This window comes from Roseovarius sp. B-10 (assembly GCF_056859295.1).
Window position 1 is genome coordinate 76,068 of the sequence record NZ_JBSXOE010000044.1, and the last position, 15,775, is coordinate 91,842.

The 15,775-nt window shown below is 66.0% G+C and carries 14 protein-coding genes; 3 read left to right on the plus strand and 11 right to left on the minus strand.

Annotated features, from left to right (window positions below):
* Positions 1-175: 175 nt before the first annotated feature.
* The 8 genes from AC13D8_RS19560 to AC13D8_RS19595 all read right to left on the minus strand — a co-directional run bounded on the left by AC13D8_RS19560 (position 176) and on the right by AC13D8_RS19595 (position 7,813).
* The gene (locus AC13D8_RS19560; protein WP_482970214.1) at positions 176-1,081 is read right to left on the minus strand and encodes a LysR family transcriptional regulator; all 906 of its coding nucleotides are present in this window, start codon (positions 1,079-1,081) and stop codon (positions 176-178) included.
* Between the two features lie 299 nt (positions 1,082-1,380).
* The gene (locus tag AC13D8_RS19565) at positions 1,381-3,408 is read right to left on the minus strand and encodes a 2,4-dienoyl-CoA reductase FMN-binding domain-containing protein (RefSeq protein WP_482970215.1); all 2,028 of its coding nucleotides are present in this window, start codon (positions 3,406-3,408) and stop codon (positions 1,381-1,383) included.
* Between the two features lie 164 nt (positions 3,409-3,572).
* Positions 3,573-3,863: a type II toxin-antitoxin system RelE/ParE family toxin gene (locus tag AC13D8_RS19570; RefSeq protein ID WP_482970216.1), complete on the minus strand. Its 291-nt coding sequence runs from the start codon at positions 3,861-3,863 to the stop codon at positions 3,573-3,575.
* Entirely contained in the window at positions 3,860-4,105 is a 246-nt protein-coding gene (locus AC13D8_RS19575) for a type II toxin-antitoxin system ParD family antitoxin (protein WP_482970217.1), read from the minus strand. Before AC13D8_RS19575 ends, AC13D8_RS19570 begins: the two co-directional genes overlap by 4 nt.
* A gap of 61 nt (positions 4,106-4,166) precedes the next feature.
* Positions 4,167-4,589 carry an alternative ribosome rescue aminoacyl-tRNA hydrolase ArfB gene (gene arfB / locus AC13D8_RS19580; protein ID WP_482970218.1) on the minus strand — a complete coding sequence of 141 codons (423 nt, stop codon included), beginning with the start codon at positions 4,587-4,589 and terminating at the stop codon, positions 4,167-4,169.
* 336 nt (positions 4,590-4,925) lie between these two features.
* Positions 4,926-5,732, minus strand: coding sequence for a penicillin-insensitive murein endopeptidase (gene mepA, locus AC13D8_RS19585; RefSeq protein ID WP_482970355.1), 807 nt, complete (start codon positions 5,730-5,732; stop codon positions 4,926-4,928).
* A 107-nt stretch (positions 5,733-5,839) separates the two neighbouring features.
* Entirely contained in the window at positions 5,840-7,207 is a 1,368-nt protein-coding gene (locus AC13D8_RS19590; protein ID WP_482970219.1) for an MFS transporter, read from the minus strand.
* A gap of 54 nt (positions 7,208-7,261) precedes the next feature.
* Positions 7,262-7,813 carry an acyl-CoA thioesterase gene (locus AC13D8_RS19595; RefSeq protein ID WP_482970220.1) on the minus strand — a complete coding sequence of 184 codons (552 nt, stop codon included), beginning with the start codon at positions 7,811-7,813 and terminating at the stop codon, positions 7,262-7,264.
* 135 nt (positions 7,814-7,948) lie between these two features.
* Between AC13D8_RS19595 and AC13D8_RS19600 the strand changes: the two genes are divergently transcribed.
* The 3 genes from AC13D8_RS19600 to yaaA all read left to right on the plus strand — a co-directional run bounded on the left by AC13D8_RS19600 (position 7,949) and on the right by yaaA (position 11,156).
* Complete coding sequence (locus tag AC13D8_RS19600) at positions 7,949-8,236, plus strand: YggT family protein (protein ID WP_129431564.1); 288 nt, start codon at positions 7,949-7,951, stop codon at positions 8,234-8,236.
* A gap of 76 nt (positions 8,237-8,312) precedes the next feature.
* Positions 8,313-10,355, plus strand: a complete 2,043-nt coding sequence (recQ, locus tag AC13D8_RS19605) for a DNA helicase RecQ (RefSeq protein ID WP_482970221.1) — start codon at positions 8,313-8,315, stop codon at positions 10,353-10,355.
* Between the two features lie 36 nt (positions 10,356-10,391).
* Positions 10,392-11,156, plus strand: a complete 765-nt coding sequence (gene yaaA, locus AC13D8_RS19610) for a peroxide stress protein YaaA (protein WP_482970222.1) — start codon at positions 10,392-10,394, stop codon at positions 11,154-11,156.
* Here the strand turns inward: yaaA and AC13D8_RS19615 are convergent.
* The 3 genes from AC13D8_RS19615 to AC13D8_RS19625 all read right to left on the minus strand — a co-directional run bounded on the left by AC13D8_RS19615 (position 11,141) and on the right by AC13D8_RS19625 (position 15,589).
* Entirely contained in the window at positions 11,141-13,345 is a 2,205-nt protein-coding gene (locus tag AC13D8_RS19615; protein ID WP_482970223.1) for a response regulator, read from the minus strand. The genes yaaA and AC13D8_RS19615 overlap by 16 nt on opposite strands.
* Positions 13,346-13,429: 84 nt before the next feature.
* Positions 13,430-14,605, minus strand: a complete 1,176-nt coding sequence (locus AC13D8_RS19620) for an acetyl-CoA C-acyltransferase family protein (RefSeq protein WP_482970224.1) — start codon at positions 14,603-14,605, stop codon at positions 13,430-13,432.
* A gap of 246 nt (positions 14,606-14,851) precedes the next feature.
* A complete protein-coding gene (locus tag AC13D8_RS19625; RefSeq protein WP_482970225.1) occupies positions 14,852-15,589 on the minus strand; it encodes a metallophosphoesterase family protein in 738 nt (245 codons plus the stop codon).
* Between the last annotated feature and the right edge of the window lie 186 nt (positions 15,590-15,775).

Here is a 15,775-nt window from a genome sequence, read left to right on the forward strand (position 1 = left end):
GCTGTTCCGACCCGTCATAACCCACACCCCGCCCTCCACCTCACTATCTGACCGTATCGCGCAAGACTGTCAGGCCACCGCTTGCCTCCCACCAAACAAAAAAACCGGCCCGCACGAGGGCGGGCCGGGACGAGGTGTCGTCATTGCTGACGAGGAGGACACCGGTGCCTTGTCCTCACCAGTCCGTCGGACCTTTCTGGGCGAACTGGTGGACAAGGAAGTCAATGAAGGCGCGCACCTTGGGCTGGGTAAATCGGCCCGGCGGGTAGACGGCATAGATACCCTGCGTCTCCATCGGCAGGTCGGGCATCGCGTCCTCCACCTGCCCCTCGGCCAGCGCCCGGGCATAGAGGAACGACGGAAGATAGGCGATCCCGAGGCCCGAGATCGCGGCGTTGAGCAGCGATTGCCCGTCATTGACGCTGAGGCCCCCCGCGGTGCGCACCTGCCGCTTCTCGCCCGAGGGCGCGGTCAGCTTCCACACCGCGTTGCCGCCCTGGCTGGAATAGTGCAACAGCTTGTGCTCGTTGAGATCGTCGATCTTCTGGGGCCGTCCGTATTTCTTGAAATAGGCGGGGCTCGCGATCATGCGGCGGGTGGTCTCCGACAGCTTGCGCGCGCGTAGCGTGCTGTCCTCCAGGTCGCCGATCCGCACCGCCATGTCGAAGCCCTCGGAGATCAGCTCCACATAGCGGTTGTTGAGCACCATGTTGACGGTGATATCCGGGAAATCCTCGAGAAACTGGCCCAGAACCGGGCTCAGGTGATTGACGCCGAAATCGGTGGCCACCGAGATGCGCAACAGCCCCGAGGGGTCCGACTGCATCGAGCTTACCAGCGCATCCGCCTCGCCCGCGTCGTTGAGCACCCTGAGCGCCCGGTCGTAATAGGCCAGCCCGATCTCGGTGGGGCTGACCCGCCGCGTGGTCCGGTTGAGAAGCCGTGCACCGAGGCGTGCCTCGAGCGAAGAGACATGCTTGGACACGGCGGATTTCGAAATACCCATCTTGCGGGCCGCGTCGGTAAACCCGCCCTGGTCCACCACCGTGGCAAAGGCCTCCATTTCCGTCAGGCGATCCATACTGCTACCTCATTCTCCGATCACCTGATGGTGTGGCGGAAAAATCAGGCGCAACTGCGGCGCGCGACTGACAATATCGGGGTGTTGTTGGAATCGTCGCCGCACGGGAAACACCGAAACATGGCAAATTGAGGCGATGATCTGTCCTGCGGGGGTATGCTTTGCCCGAGTTGTGGTCGCATTCAGGGCGGATATGCCATGAAACCGCATATCGTAGTGACATTCGCCGCCGCGCTGTCGGCCAGCGCCTCCACTTTCGCCTCCACTTTCGCGGGCGATACACCCGCGGAGGGGGCCGGTCAGAGCGCCGCGGCCAGCCGTGTGCCCTGGTCTATGGCACGTTTCGCGTCCAACTCGGCGGCGACATCCGCGCCGCCGATCACGTGGACCGTGACGCCCTCGGCCTCCAACGCATCGGCCAGGCTGCGCTCGCTCAACTGCCCGGCGCAGAGCACGATCGTGTCGGCCTCGATCAGCGTCGGGTTCTCCCGTGCCTCGCCGAAACTGATGTGCAGCCCGTCGCCGTCGATCCGCTCGTAATTGACGCCGCTCACCATCTCGACCCCCTTCATCCGGAGCGCCGCGCGGTGAATCCACCCCGTGGTCTTGCCCAGCCGCTTGCCGGGCCGCTCGGCCTTGCGCTGCAACATCGTCACGGCACGCGCGGGCGGCTCGGGCTGCGGCCCTTGCGGGGCCAGCCCGCCACGCACCTCTGCCGGGTCGCCCACCCCCCATTCCTCGCGCCAGAGCGCGATATTCTCGGTCGGGCTCTCGCCCGCGTGGACCAGGAATTCCGCCACGTCGAAGCCGATCCCGCCCGCGCCCACCACGGCGACGCGCTTGCCCACCTTTGCCTTTCCGCGCAGCACGTCGATGTAATTCACCACGTTGGGGCCATCCTGTCCGGGGATGCCCGGGTCGCGCGGGATCACCCCGGTGGCGATGATCACCTCGTCGAAGCCTGACAGGGCATCGGTTCCCACATCCTGCCCCAGCTTCACCTCGACACCTGCCTCGGCGACCATCACGCCGAACCAGTCCACCAGCCCGTGAAACTCCTCCTTGCCGGGGATCACGCGGGCCATGTTGAGCTGCCCGCCGATCTCGCCCGCGCGGTCAAATAGCGTCACGCCATGCCCGCGCCCCGCCGCCGTGATCGCCGCCGACAGCCCCGCCGGCCCTGCGCCGACCACCGCGATGCGCTTGGGGGCATCCGTCGGCGCGATCACCAGCTCTGTCTCGTGGCAGGCGCGCGGGTTGACGAGGCAAGAGGTGAGCTTGCCGCTGAACGTGTGATCGAGGCACGCCTGGTTGCAGGCGATACAGGGAGCGATGGTCTTGCTGCGCCCCTCGGCGGCCTTCTTGACGAACTCCGCATCGGCGAGGAAGGGCCGCGCCATGCTCACCATGTCGGCCACGCCCTCCGACAGCAGGCCCTCGGCCACCTCGGGCGTGTTGATCCGGTTCGAGGTGATGACCGGGATACCCACCTTGCCCATCAGCTTTTGCGTGACCCAGGCCCATCCCGCCCGCGGGACGCTCGTGGCAATCGTCGGCACCCGCGCCTCGTGCCAGCCGATCCCGGTATTGAGGATCGAGGCACCCGCATCCTCCACCGCCTGCGCCAGTTGCACCACCTCTGCGTGGGTGCTGCCCTTGGGGATGAGGTCGATCATGCTCAGGCGATAGATCAGGATGAAATCGCGGCCCACCGCCGCGCGCACCCGGGCCACCACCTCCAGCGGCAGGCGCATCCGGTTCTCGTAAGAGCCGCCCCAGCGGTCCGTGCGCTTGTTGGTGTGGGTGACGAGGAACTGATTGAGGAAATACCCCTCGCTCCCCATGATCTCGACCCCGTCATAGCCTGCCTCGCGGGCGCGCTCCGCCGCTGTCACGATATCGGCGATCTGCTTCTCGATCCCCGCCTCGTCCAGCTCATGCGGTGTGAAGGGCGAAATCGGCGACTTGATGGCCGAGGGCGCCACGCATTCCTTGCCATAGGCATAGCGGCCCGCATGCAGGATCTGCATCGCGATCAGCCCGCCCGCGTCATGCACCCGGTCGGTGACGATGCGGTGATTGGCGATATCCTCGGGGGTGAACAGCCCCGCCGCCCCCGGAAACACCCCGCCCTCGCGATTGGGCGCCATGCCGCCGGTGACCATCAGCCCGACGCCGCCGCGCGCACGGGCGGCATAGAACTTCGCCACCCGGTTCCAGTCGCGCGTCTCCTCCAGCCCGGTATGCATAGAGCCCATGAGCACGCGGTTCTTCAGCGTGACATGGCCCAGGTCGAGGGGCGCGAGAAGATGCGGATAATCGGTCATGGCTTTCTCCCTTGGCTTATCCCCGTGATGCCTCGCCTGCGCGCGCTTGTCACCCGTGAACGCTGCGTTACCGGCGGCGGGTCTGCGCCCCGCCGTGTGGGTATTTGTGCCAAGAAGAAGCCGGGATGGGTGTGACGTGGCCTACACGCGACGCGTCGCGCCAGCTACACCCACCGCCCCGCATCCATCCGCTGATGCAGCACCCGTATCACCTCGACCGTGTCGGCGCTGTCTCTGAAAACGATCAGGTGCCGGGCGGCCATCGCGGTCCGGTAGCCACGCCGCACGAAATCCGCGTCGCGCGAAGCCGTGCCGCCTGTTCGCAGACCGTCGATCACGCCGCGGATTTCTGCAACGTAGCTGTCGGCCCGTTCCACGCCCCATTCGGACAGGCTGTAACGCCAGATATCCTCCAGGTCACGCTGCGCCTTGGGCGTGAACTCTAGGCCCTTCATGACAGGTGCTTGGCGTGCATCTCGGACAGGAAGTCATCGAAATCGAAAGGTTCCGCCGGCCCGCTTTCCTCGCCCTTGATGATCTCGGCGCGCAGGCGGTCGAGGCGGTGTTCCTCTTCCTCCAGCATCCGCAGCCCCGCGCGCACCACGTCGCTGGCCGAGTTGTAGCGGCCGCTTTCCACGGCGCGGGCGATGAACTCGTTGAAGTGGTCGCTGAGCACGACAGAGGTGTTGCGGGGCATGGGGCATCTCCTTTGACCGCAATATACCAATTCCTGGTATCCGGTTCAATTGGCCCGGCCCTCACTCCTCGCCGTCCACGCGCCCGCGCAGCGCCTTGACCTCGCTGCGCTGCTTCTTCGCCGCCACGCGCTTGCGCTTCTGGTTGGCCGAGACCCGCGTCGGGACACGTCGCTTGGGCTTGACCGTGGCCTGCCGGATCAATTCGGCCAGCCGGTCGCGCACGATCTCGCGGTTGCGGGTCTGGCTGCGGGTCTCGTCGCATTGCAGCACCACCGCCCCCTCCTTGGTCCAGCGCCGCCCCGCCAACCGCCGGAGCCGCGCCTTCACCGGGCCGGGCAGGTTGGGCGAGCGGTCCGCCTCGAAGCGCAGCTCGACCGCGCTCGCCACCTTGTTGACGTTCTGCCCGCCGGGACCCGAGGCGCGGATGAACTGCTCGGTCAGCTCCCAATCCTCGATGGCGATGTCGTCGGTAATCCTCAGCATGGGCAGATCCGGTTAACGCGGCGGTCGCAGGTCGGCGTGAACCGTGCGGTTCGAGCCGCGAACCTACAGGTTGAAAAGGGCCGCCCCGGTTCGGGACGGCCCTCCAGAAGTCACGGAGGCGGGCCGGTCAGGCACGCGCCAATCCGGGTGGCTTTCGCCTTGGGGCTGCCCTAGACGGCGGCCTCCCGGACTGTCCCGACACCTCGCTCCAATACCTCTATAGACACTGGACCACCTCCTTTCGCTTTGTTGAACCTGAGACAAGCGTGCCACAAATTCTGCCCATGTCAAAACAAAATCATGTGGCGGGGGAAAAATCCGACGCAGGATGCTGATTCATTGGTCTTGCAGCACCGCCACGCATTGCCCCGGCAGGTCGGCCATCGTCAATTCGCGCCGGGGCTTGGGCTTGGGCGCGTCCGGGTCGGGCGGCGGCGGGTTCAGGATGTTGCGCACCCATTGTTGCGCCTCGGCACAGCCATCGCCCGGTGGCGGCGCGGCCTGTTCCACGCAACCCCTTGCATTTTCAGGACAATTCAGCCGCACATGGAAATGGTAATGGTGCCCCCACCACGGCCGCACCTTGCGCAGCCAGGCGCGATCCCCGGTTTCATCCTTGCACATCTGCACCTTGGCCCCGGGAAAGATGAAGATGCGCGCAGTGCGCCGATCCTTGGCCGCGGCCTTGACGATCTCGTGATGCGCGCGTGTCCAGTTGCCGTTGGTATAGGCACCATTCGCCCTTCTCATTGAAATCGAAGAGATATTCTCCCGCGCCGCGCGGTTCAGTGCCAGATCGTCGGCGGGTCGTAGCCAGATATCCGCGTCCAGCCCCATCTGGTGACTGCGATGCCCCGACAGCATCGGCCCTCCGCGGGGCTGGCTGATATCGCCGACGTAGAGCCCGTTCCAGCCCGGCTGCTCTGCGGCGTGGCGGGATAATTTTCGAATGAGATCAATGGTTTCAGGGTGACCCCAGTTGCGGTTGCGGCTCAGGCGCATGGCTTGCCAGGTGGGGCCGCTTTCAGGCAGGGCCACTGCCCCGGCGAGACAGCCCTTGGCATAGCTGCCATAGGCGGCCGGCGCATGCTCGCTTCCGCGCGGCTGTGCGCCAAAAAGTTGTTTGGCATGAACCCCTTGCATCGAGGCGGGGATGCTCTGGCTCGACAAGATGCCGGGGGTGGGCGCGCGTTCCTGCGCATCCATGCACCCGCCAAGCGCCAGCGATGCGATGAGTGCGGCGATGCATCTCATGATATGCGATCTCCCTCGGACCTGACCCATCTTAGCAGCAACAACCCGATCACGAAAAGCCCGATGACCGGCGCGATGCCGATCCGCGCGCTGCCTGACATGGTGGTGACGAGGCCGATCAGCGCCGGGGCGAGAAAGGCGGTAGCCCGACCCGACAGCCCGTAAAGCCCGAAATTCTCGGTCGGGGCGGCGGGATCGGTGTGGCGCACCATGAGGGTCCGGCTCGCCGCCTGAAGCGTGCCGCCCAAGCCCCCGATCAGCACGCCGCAACCAAAGAATACAGCATCTGGAAGGGCCGATCCCTCGGCCAGCGGAACGCCGAATATCTGGCTCCGGTCCATCCCCACGATCGTCACGCAGACCGCGATCAGCCCCCAGATCGCCGCGACAATAACCGGCTTGGGCCCGAAGCGGGCATCCAGCTTGCCGCCCAGCCAGCTGAACAGCGCCGCCGAGATCGCGCCGAGGATTCCGAAGATACCCACCGAGGTGATCGACCAGTTGAGCACGAGAATGGCGTAGGTGCCGCCGAAGCCGTAAAGACCGTTGAGCGCATCGCGGTAGAACATCGACGAGCCGAGATAGGCGCTCAGGCTCAGGCGATGGCGCAAGCCCTTGATCGTGTTGACAAGAAGCTCGAGTGCGTCGCGCATGCCTCGCCCCTGCCGCGGCGGGCCGGTATCGCGCACCCACAGGAAATAGGGCACCATGAAGAGCGCGAACCACAACGCCGTGAACGGCCCGACAAAGCGCGTCCCCTCGCGCGCCGCTGCATCCAGGCCGAAAGCCGGGTCGAGGCCGATCAGGGTCTTGCCGCTCGGCTGTTCGACGAAGAGCAGCAGCATGATCAGGAGCGACACCACCCCACCCGCGTAGCCAAAGGCAAAGCCCGAGCCCGAAAGCGCGCCGACCTCTTCCTCGTTACCGAGCGACGGAAGCTGCGAGTTGATGAATATGAGCGCGTATTCCGCCCCGATGAAGCCGAGGCCGAAGGCCAGCAGGCCGAACCACAGGTTCGACCCGTCGGGCATCATCCCCCAGATCGACGCGGCCCCGACCACGTACATGAGCGAAAACACCATGATCCACGGCAGCCGCCGTCCCGTGGTGTCGGCGAAGGCGCCCATGATTGGCGCACCAAGCCCGATGATGAGCCCGCTGACCGTCAACCCGGTGGACCACAGCGCCTGCGCGCGCGCGTCCGCCGCGTGCTCGGGCAGGCCGGTATTCATGTAATACTCGGCGGCGACAGAGGCGAAATAGGGGCCGAAAATGAAGGTGATGAGGAGCGTGTGATAAGGCTGGCTCGCCCAGTCGAAGAAAAACCAGCCCCAGATGCGCTTGCGCGTCGATATCTCCGCCATGCCGTCCCCCGCCCGTTTTCCGCGATAAGACAGGCCCGGGCGTGGGCTGGCAAGCTATTCCTGCCCGGGGTCCTGCATCGGCGGCCAGGGGCGCGCGGCATCGGCCTCGATCCACGCTCGGACCCAGCCGGGCAGGGGCGGCGCGGCGAGCCCGGGGTGCCCAAGCGCGTCCAGCACGTCGGCAGGCGGCACGATCCCGTCGCGCCCGGTCATAGCCGCACGGTAGAGGATGTGGTTGGCGCACTCTCCGTCACGCCGCCACATGGATTGCTCAAGATACATGAACCGCGCATCCCACGACAACAGCCGCGATTGCATCTCGATCCGGTCGAACATGCGGACGCGGCGGCGATATCGCACGCTCGCCCCCGCCATCGTCAGCCCCCAGCGCTCGCGCCGCAGCACCGCGATCAGCCCGACGCGCCCGGCAAGCGGGATGCGACCCAGATCGTAGAGCGTGAGCGTGCGCCCATTATTGAGCTCGCGCCACAGGTCGATATCCCAGGGCAGGCAGGTGTGGTGCGAAACATGGGTTCCGGTGACCGGCAGCGGCGGGTCGTTGCGGTGGCGCCAAAGTTGCCAAAACAGGCGTATGACGGGATACATGGGGCGTCTCCGGTGGTTCCGGCGCGGCCTTGGCAGGCGGTTGGCCCGGCGTCAACCGCGACCGCGCGTCAGGCTTGCGCTCGCGTCCGAGCCCGCATAGGTCTTGGGGCGTTCAGACAAGAGGGCCAGGCCACCATGCAATCGCTTTTCCAGATCCTGATGCTGCTGCTCGATGTGCTTTGGTTCTTCGTCATCGCGCACGTCGTCATGTCTTGGCTCATCAATTTCCAGGTGCTGAACCTCCGGCAGCAACTGGTGGCGCAGATCTGGTACGCGCTTAACCGGCTGCTGGAGCCGCTCTATGCTCCGGTGCGTCGCATCCTGCCGAACATGGGGGGCATCGACCTCGCGCCGCTGGTGGTGCTGATCGGGGTCTACGCGCTGCGGATCATCCTGATGAACAATGCGGCGGCGTTTTACTGAGGCAAGGTCTTGTTCACCGAATCTTAGTGTGAAACACTTCCCGTAAGAGCAGATAATAAAATCTTACAGGACTGCCATGCCGAGCGCTGCCACGCTTTTGCGCGATGTCTTCGGGTTCGACGCGTTCCGTCCGGGGCAGGAAGAGATCGTCCACACCGTCGCCACCGGCTGCAACACGCTCGCCATCATGCCCACCGGGGGCGGCAAATCCCTGTGTTTCCAGCTACCTGCGATGATGCGCGAGGGGGTGACGGTGGTCATCTCGCCGCTCATCGCGCTGATGCGCGACCAGGTGCGGGCCTTGCGCGCGGCAGGGGTCGAGGCGGGCGCGCTCACCTCCGGCAATACCGAGGAGGAGACCGCCGAGGTCTGGGCCGCGCTAGAGGGGCGGCGGCTCAAGCTGCTCTACATCGCGCCCGAACGGCTCGCCGCCGGTGCGGCGCTCGGGATGCTGCGGCGCATTGGCGTCAGCCTCATCGCCGTGGACGAGGCGCATTGCGTCAGCCAGTGGGGCCATGATTTCCGCCCCGATTACCTGCGCATCGGGGAGCTGCGCCGCGCGCTCAATGTGCCGCTTGCCGCCTTCACCGCGACCGCCGATGCCGAAACCCGTGACGAGATCGTGGCCAAGCTCTTCGACGGACAGCCGCCGCAGGTCTTCCTGCACGGCTTCGACCGACCCAACATCCATCTCGCCTTTGCTGCCAAGGACAAGCCGCGCCAGCAGATCCTGAGCTTTGCCGCCGCACGCAAGGGACAATCCGGCATCGTCTATTGCGGCACCCGTGCCAAGACCGAGAGCCTCGCGCAGGCGCTCTCCGAGACCGGGCACAACGCCTGCGCCTATCACGGCGGGATGGAGGCCGATCGGCGCCGCCATGTCGAGCACCGCTTCAACACCGAGGACGGGCTGATCGTGGTGGCCACGGTCGCCTTCGGCATGGGCGTGGACAAGCCCGATATCCGCTGGGTCGCCCATGCCGACCTGCCTAAATCCATCGAGGCCTACTACCAGGAAATCGGGCGCGCCGGGCGCGACGGCGCACCGGCCGAGACGCTCACCCTCTATGGCCCCGACGACATCCGGCTGCGCCGCGCGCAAATCGATGAGGGACTCGCCCCGCCTGAACGGCGCGGGGCGGATCACGGGCGGCTCAATGCGCTTCTGGGTCTTGCCGAGACGCTGGAATGCCGCCGGGTAGCGCTGTTGCGCTACTTCGGCGAGCAGGCAGCGCCCTGCGGTCATTGCGACCTGTGCGAGACGCCGCCCGAGACATTCGATGGCACCGAGGCGGTGCAAAAGGCGCTCTCGGCGATCCTGCGCACCGAGGAACGCTTTGGTGCCGGGCATCTGATCGACATCCTGACGGGCAATCCGACGGACAAGGTGCGCGCGCGCGGGCATGACGATCTGCCCACCTTTGGTGTGGGCCGCGACATGGACCGGCGCGGCTGGCAGGGGGTGTTCCGGCAGATGATGGGGCACGATCTGGTACGCCCCGATCCCGAACGGCACGGTGCCCTGGTGATGACCGAGGCCGCCCGCCCCGTCCTGCGGGCCGAGACCCCGATCCGCCTGCGCCGCGAGGTGGCGGGCTGCACGCCGCGACCGGCGGTCAAGGCGCTGGTCTCGGAGGAGGACGCGCCGCTCCTGTCGGCGCTCAAGGCGAAACGCCGCGCGCTTGCCGAGGCGGCGGGCGTGCCGGCCTATATCGTCTTCAATGACCGCACGCTGATCGAGATGGCCGAGACCCGGCCCGCCGATCTCGACGCGATGGCCCGGATCGGGGGCGTGGGCGCGACCAAGCTGGAGCGGTACGGCGCGGCCTTTCTCGAGGTCATCAACGGCGCGGTGGACGAGGTGCATCCGACCCGGCGCAAGCTGGCGGGGCGCGCGGCGGGCGAGGTCTATGACCGCCTGATCGAGGTGCAGCGAGACCTGGCGCGCGGCGATTGTGGCACGCTGCGCCCCCTGTCCTGCACCCATTCCACCCTTCGCCAGATCGCCGAGCGGCGGCCCTCGACGCTTGAGGCGTTGGAACGCCTGCCCGGCATGGGGCCGCAAAAGGCCGAACGTTTCGGCCCGGCCTTTCTGGACGTTCTGCGGATGGCGGGCTAACTCACACCCGTTGCCGTCACGAGAGGGATTTCGCGCATGCTGGTTGTCGTCTCACCCGCCAAGAAGATGGACATGAGTCCCGCTCACGGTATCACGCCCACGCGCCCCGCCTTTCGCGCCGAGGCCGAAGAACTGGCGCAGGTGGCGCGGGGGCTCGACGCGGGCGAGTTGCAAAAGCTGATGAAGATCAGCGACAGCCTCGCCCGGCTTAACGTTGACCGGTTCTCCGCTTTCGGCACGATGGAGGTGAAGCCCGCCGCGCTCGCCTTTGCCGGTGACACCTACCAAGGGCTGGAGGCCGGCTCGCTCGACCCGGACGAGATGGCCTGGGCACAGGATCATTTCCGTATCCTGTCGGGGCTTTATGGTCTCTTGCGTCCGCTCGATGCCATCGAGCCCTATCGTCTGGAAATGGGCAGCCGTCTCGCGACTGATCGTGGCAAGACGCTTTACGACTACTGGGGTGACAAGATTGCCCGGACGCTCAAGGCGCAGGCCGAGGAGATCGGCACCGATACACTTGTGAACTGCGCGAGCCAGGAATACTTCGGCGCGGTCGATCTGGCTGCGCTCGGGCTGCGGGTGGTGACGCCGGTTTTCATGGAAGAGCGGGGCGGCGAGCCAAAGATCGTGAGCTTCTATGCCAAGCGCGCGCGCGGCGCGATGGCACGTTTCATCATCCAGAATCGGTTGTGTGACCCGGAGAGCCTCTCTGATTTCGACACCGGTGGCTACCGGCACGCGCCCGCCTTGTCAGCGCCCGACCGGCCCGTGTTCCTGCGCGATCAACCCGCTGCCTGAGCCGCCGTGCCTTCGGGCGGGCGCAACGCCGGGTCTGCCGCCGCGGTGATGTGCTCGACGATAGCCGTGCGCTTGAGCGGCTTGGGCAGGTAGTGATCGAGCCCGGCGGCGAAGATATCGGCATCGTCCCCTGACATTGCATGGGCGGTCATCGCCACGATCGGTACGTGCCCGCCCGTTTTGGCCTCGATCATGCGGATGGCGCGGGTGGCATCCTTGCCGTCCATCTCGGGCATGGATATATCCATGAACACGATATCGGGCACCACGCTCTGAAACAGCGCGACCGCCTCGCGCCCGTTCTCGGCGAAGGTCAGGTCGATATCGAGCGTCTGAACCATCTTGGAAAAGACGAGGCGGTTGGTCTTGTTGTCCTCGGCGGCGAGCACCCGCATCGCGCGCGGTGTGACGGGGGCGCGATCCATGCCGAATCCGTCACCGGCTGAGGCGATGACAGGATCCGGCGCGGAGAGCGCGGCAAGCGCGGTGATGAGATCACGCCGCGCCACCGGTTTCTGAAGCACCGCCTGAACGTCGCCATACGCTGGATCCTGGGCGGCGCTGCCGGAATTGGTGCTCAGCACGATGATGTGCATGGCATACCCCCCCGCGCGCAGCGCGGTGGCAAGCTCGAACCCGTCCATACCCGGTATGTGGTGGTCGCAGATAACCAGATCGGGCGCATCGACGGCGACAAGATCGAGCGCGGCGCGGGCATCCGCGCAAGTGGTCACCCGCATGCCGAGCGCGCCAAGCTGGCGTTCTAGAAGCGCACGGCACGTATCGTGCGGCTCGACCACCAGCGCGCGTGTGAGCGCCGGGTCGGGGTGGATATCCTCAGGCATGCCGGCCTCGACCGAGGGCAAGGACAGCGAGAGGCCGAAGGTCGAGCCGCGCCCCTGTTCGGACTCGACCCACAAATCGCCGCCCATGAGCCGCACCAGCTTGCGCGAGATGGCGAGGCCGAGCCCGCTGCCCTCGAACTTGCGGCTTTGCGCGTCGTCGGCCTGGTTGAATTCGCCGAATATGTGATCGAGCTTGTCGGGTGGAATGCCGGTGCCGGTATCCTCGATGGTGACGCGAATATCGGCTTCAGCCCCCTCACTAGCCTGCATGCCGGTGACGCGGATCATCACGTGCCCGGCCTCGGTGAACTTGACCGCGTTGCCCACGAGGTTGGTCAGTATCTGGCGGATGCGTCCCGGATCGCCGATGAACCGCGTCGGCAGGAACAGGTCGTAATCCACCAGCAGGTCGATCCCACGATCGCGAGCATGGGCCTGCATCAGCGTGACAAGCTCGTGAATGCAACGCTCCAGATCGAAGGGCTCTGGATGCAGGACGAGCCTGTCGGCCTCGATCCTGGAATAGTCCAGTACGTCGTTGATGATGACGAGAAGCGCCTCTGCCGAATGCTTGATGGTGTTGACATAGAGCTGCTGCTCGTCGTCGAGCGTGCCCTCCATCAGCAGGTCGGCCATGCCCACAACTCCGTTCATCGGTGTGCGGATTTCGTGGCTCATGTTGGCGAGAAAGGCGGATTTGGCGCGGTTCGCGGCCTCGGCACGGCGGCGGGCCTCTTTCAATTCCTTCTCGTAGCGGATCGTGGCGGTGATGTTCTGCACCAGGCTAACCATGTCGCCCCCTGCGCCGCGCCGGTCGGTGAGGCGGATATAGTGCCCGTTCCACAACCGGATTACTTCGGGCTCGGGGGCGGAACCCTGCCAGCGGTCGAGCATGCGCTCGCGCCAGGCATGCGGACTCATGTCGCCGATATTGACGATGCCCTCCTCGGTGATGACCTGCAAAATCTCAATATAGCTAGCGCCTGGCCGAACCGCCTCGACCCCGTCGAACACGGCAAGCCAGGCGTCGTTGGCGGCGATCATCCGGCTATCGGCATCGAAGAAGGCAAAGCCATCCTCGATGGTCTGGATCGAGTGCCAGAGCCGGCGTTCTGCGATCTCGATTTTCTCGTGGGCGACGCTGAGATCGGATTTGACGCGTTGATTCTCGTTGCGCACGGTCTGGACTTCGGCGCGTGTCTCGGTGATCTCGTGACTGAGCGCGCGGGCATGCAGCCCGAGCTTGCGGTTGGCGGCGTGCAGTTCCGCCTGTTTCTGTTCCAGCAGACGTTCGGCGGCGAGGCGCGCGCGCCGTTCCTCTGCCAGCTTGTTTGCCAGGCTCATGCCCGCCCTCCGCCGCGCCGGATCGTGGTCATCTCACAATCCGGCATCGTCGTGAACAAGCGGTTAAAGCTTGAAAATAAAGGCTCAGAGCGCCTCGATCGCCAGCGCGATGCCCTGACCGCCGCCGATGCACATGGTGATGAGCGCGCGTTTGCCCCCGGTCCGCTCGAGCTCGTAAAGCGCCTTGACGGTGAGGATTGCCCCGGTGGCGCCGACGGGGTGGCCGAGTGCGATGGCGCCGCCATTCGGGTTAACGCGGGCGGGGTCGAGACCGAGGCCCTTGTTGACCGCAAGTGCCTGGGCTGCAAAGGCTTCGTTGGATTCCACCACGTCGAAATCCGAGGCCGACAGCCCGGTGCGCGCCAGCAGTTTTTCCACCGCCGGGACTGGGCCGATGCCCATTACCTCGGGGCGCACCCCGGCATGGGCATAGCCCAGAACCCGGGCGCGCGGCTTGAGGCCCGCGCCCTCCGCAGCCTCGGCACGGGCAAACACGAGCGCGGCGGCACCGTCGTTGATTCCGCTTGCATTTCCGGCGGTTACGCTGCCGTCCTTCTGGAACACCGGGCGCAGACCGGCGAGGGCCTCGGGTGTCGTGGGCTTGGGGTGTTCGTCTGTGTCGAAGGGGACCATGTCGCGCTTCACGCGCACCTCGATCGGCACGATCTGCGATTTGAACCGTCCCTCTTCGATGGCGAGCGCCGCGCGGCGCTGGCTCTCGAGCGCGAAGGCGTCCTGATCGGTTCTGCTAACCCCATGTTCCGACGCGACATTTTCCGCCGTCACGCCCATGTGACCGGTGCCGAAGGGGCAGTTGAGCGCGCCGAGCATCATGTCGCGCGTTGTTACGTCGCCCATCTTGGCTCCCCAGCGCTGATCGGGGATGATGAAGGGCGAGCGGCTCATGTTCTCGACACCGCCGGCGAGGCCGAAATCGGCATCGCCCAACATCAGGGATTGCACAACGGAAACAATGGCTTGTGCGCCGGAGCCGCAGAGGCGGTTGACGTTCATCGCGGGCGCCGTGTCGGGAATGCCGGCGTCGATGGCGCTGACACGGCTGACATACATGTCGCGCGGCTCGGTGTTGATGACATGGCCGTAGACCACGTGACCGATCTGCCCACCCTCGACGCCGGATCGCGCAAGTGCTTCTTTTGCAACGATAGTTCCGAGCGTCGTGGGCGGCGTGCCCGCGAGGCTGCCGCCGAACGTGCCGATGGCGGTGCGGCAGCCGTCGAGAATCACGATATCGGTCATGGGGGTCCTCCCTGTCTGGTTGCACGGAGAGTAGCCACAGGGCGGTCGCGAAGGCAACGGTGACATGGGGGCACATCGGGCGAACCTGCAGGTTCAGCGCACGAACCGGGAGGTTCGCGGGGGGAAGCGCGCGGCTTGTCAGGGAATGGGTAAGGTGCGCCTGTCGGAATGCTCGTCAGCGCAGGTGATGCTTCAGGGCGGGTCGGATTGTTCGAAATCTTGAAAAGATTTCTGCCCGATTTCTTTTCAAGAAATCGGATTCGCGGCGGGAGTGAGGGGCACGCGACCGGTGTCGTTCAGAAGCCAGCAGTCGCGGCCCTCGAACACCGCGGGCCAGAGCGGGCGGCCAAACCCGGCGCCGCCGTCGAGGTCGATGCGGTTTCCGAAATGGGCGGGGTGGTCGAGCGCGGTGTGGCCGTGGACCACCAGCCACGGGTGCGGGTCGGGGTGGTCGAGAAACCCCGCGCGGATCCACATCAGATCGTCGGGGTCCTGGGCGTCGAGCGCGATACCGGGGCGGATCCCGGCGTGGACGAAGAGCAGCGGCCCGGCCTTGTGCCAGAGCGGCAGGGAGGCAAGCCAGTCGCGATGCGTCTGCGGCACCTCGGTCCGGGCCTCGGCATGGGCCACCACCGGGTCGGGTGCGGCGACGCCGTAGGAGGCGAGCGTCGCGGTCCCGCCGAGGTGGAAGTGGAGCCACGCAAGTCCCGAGGACACGCGCGGCGAATGCAGTGTCGCGCTGTCGAGGAAGTCCAGGAACATCTGGTCGTGATTGCCGCGTAGCACCGTCCACGGGCGACCCTCGGCCTGGCCCAGCATCAGCCGCTCGATCACCGCGCGGCTGTCGGGGCCTCGATCCACGAGATCGCCGAGAAACACCACCCGCGCGCCCGGCCCGCCATCGCGGGCGATGCGGTCGAGCGCCTCTTCGAGAAGGGCGTCCTGCCCGTGGATGTCGGGGATTGCATAGATCGGATCGGTCATGGCGGCATGTAGAGCGCGGGTGGGGCGCGATGTCCAGTGGGGGGAGTGACGTTGTGAACGGCCTCGAGCGGTCGTTTGGTGCAACGCTTGGGGAGCCGCGCAACGCACGACCGCGGGCGGGCGCTCAAACGTCTGCGGTCTTCGCTTTATGGTGCAACACACCTCAACGATTGTACGGGTTTAGGC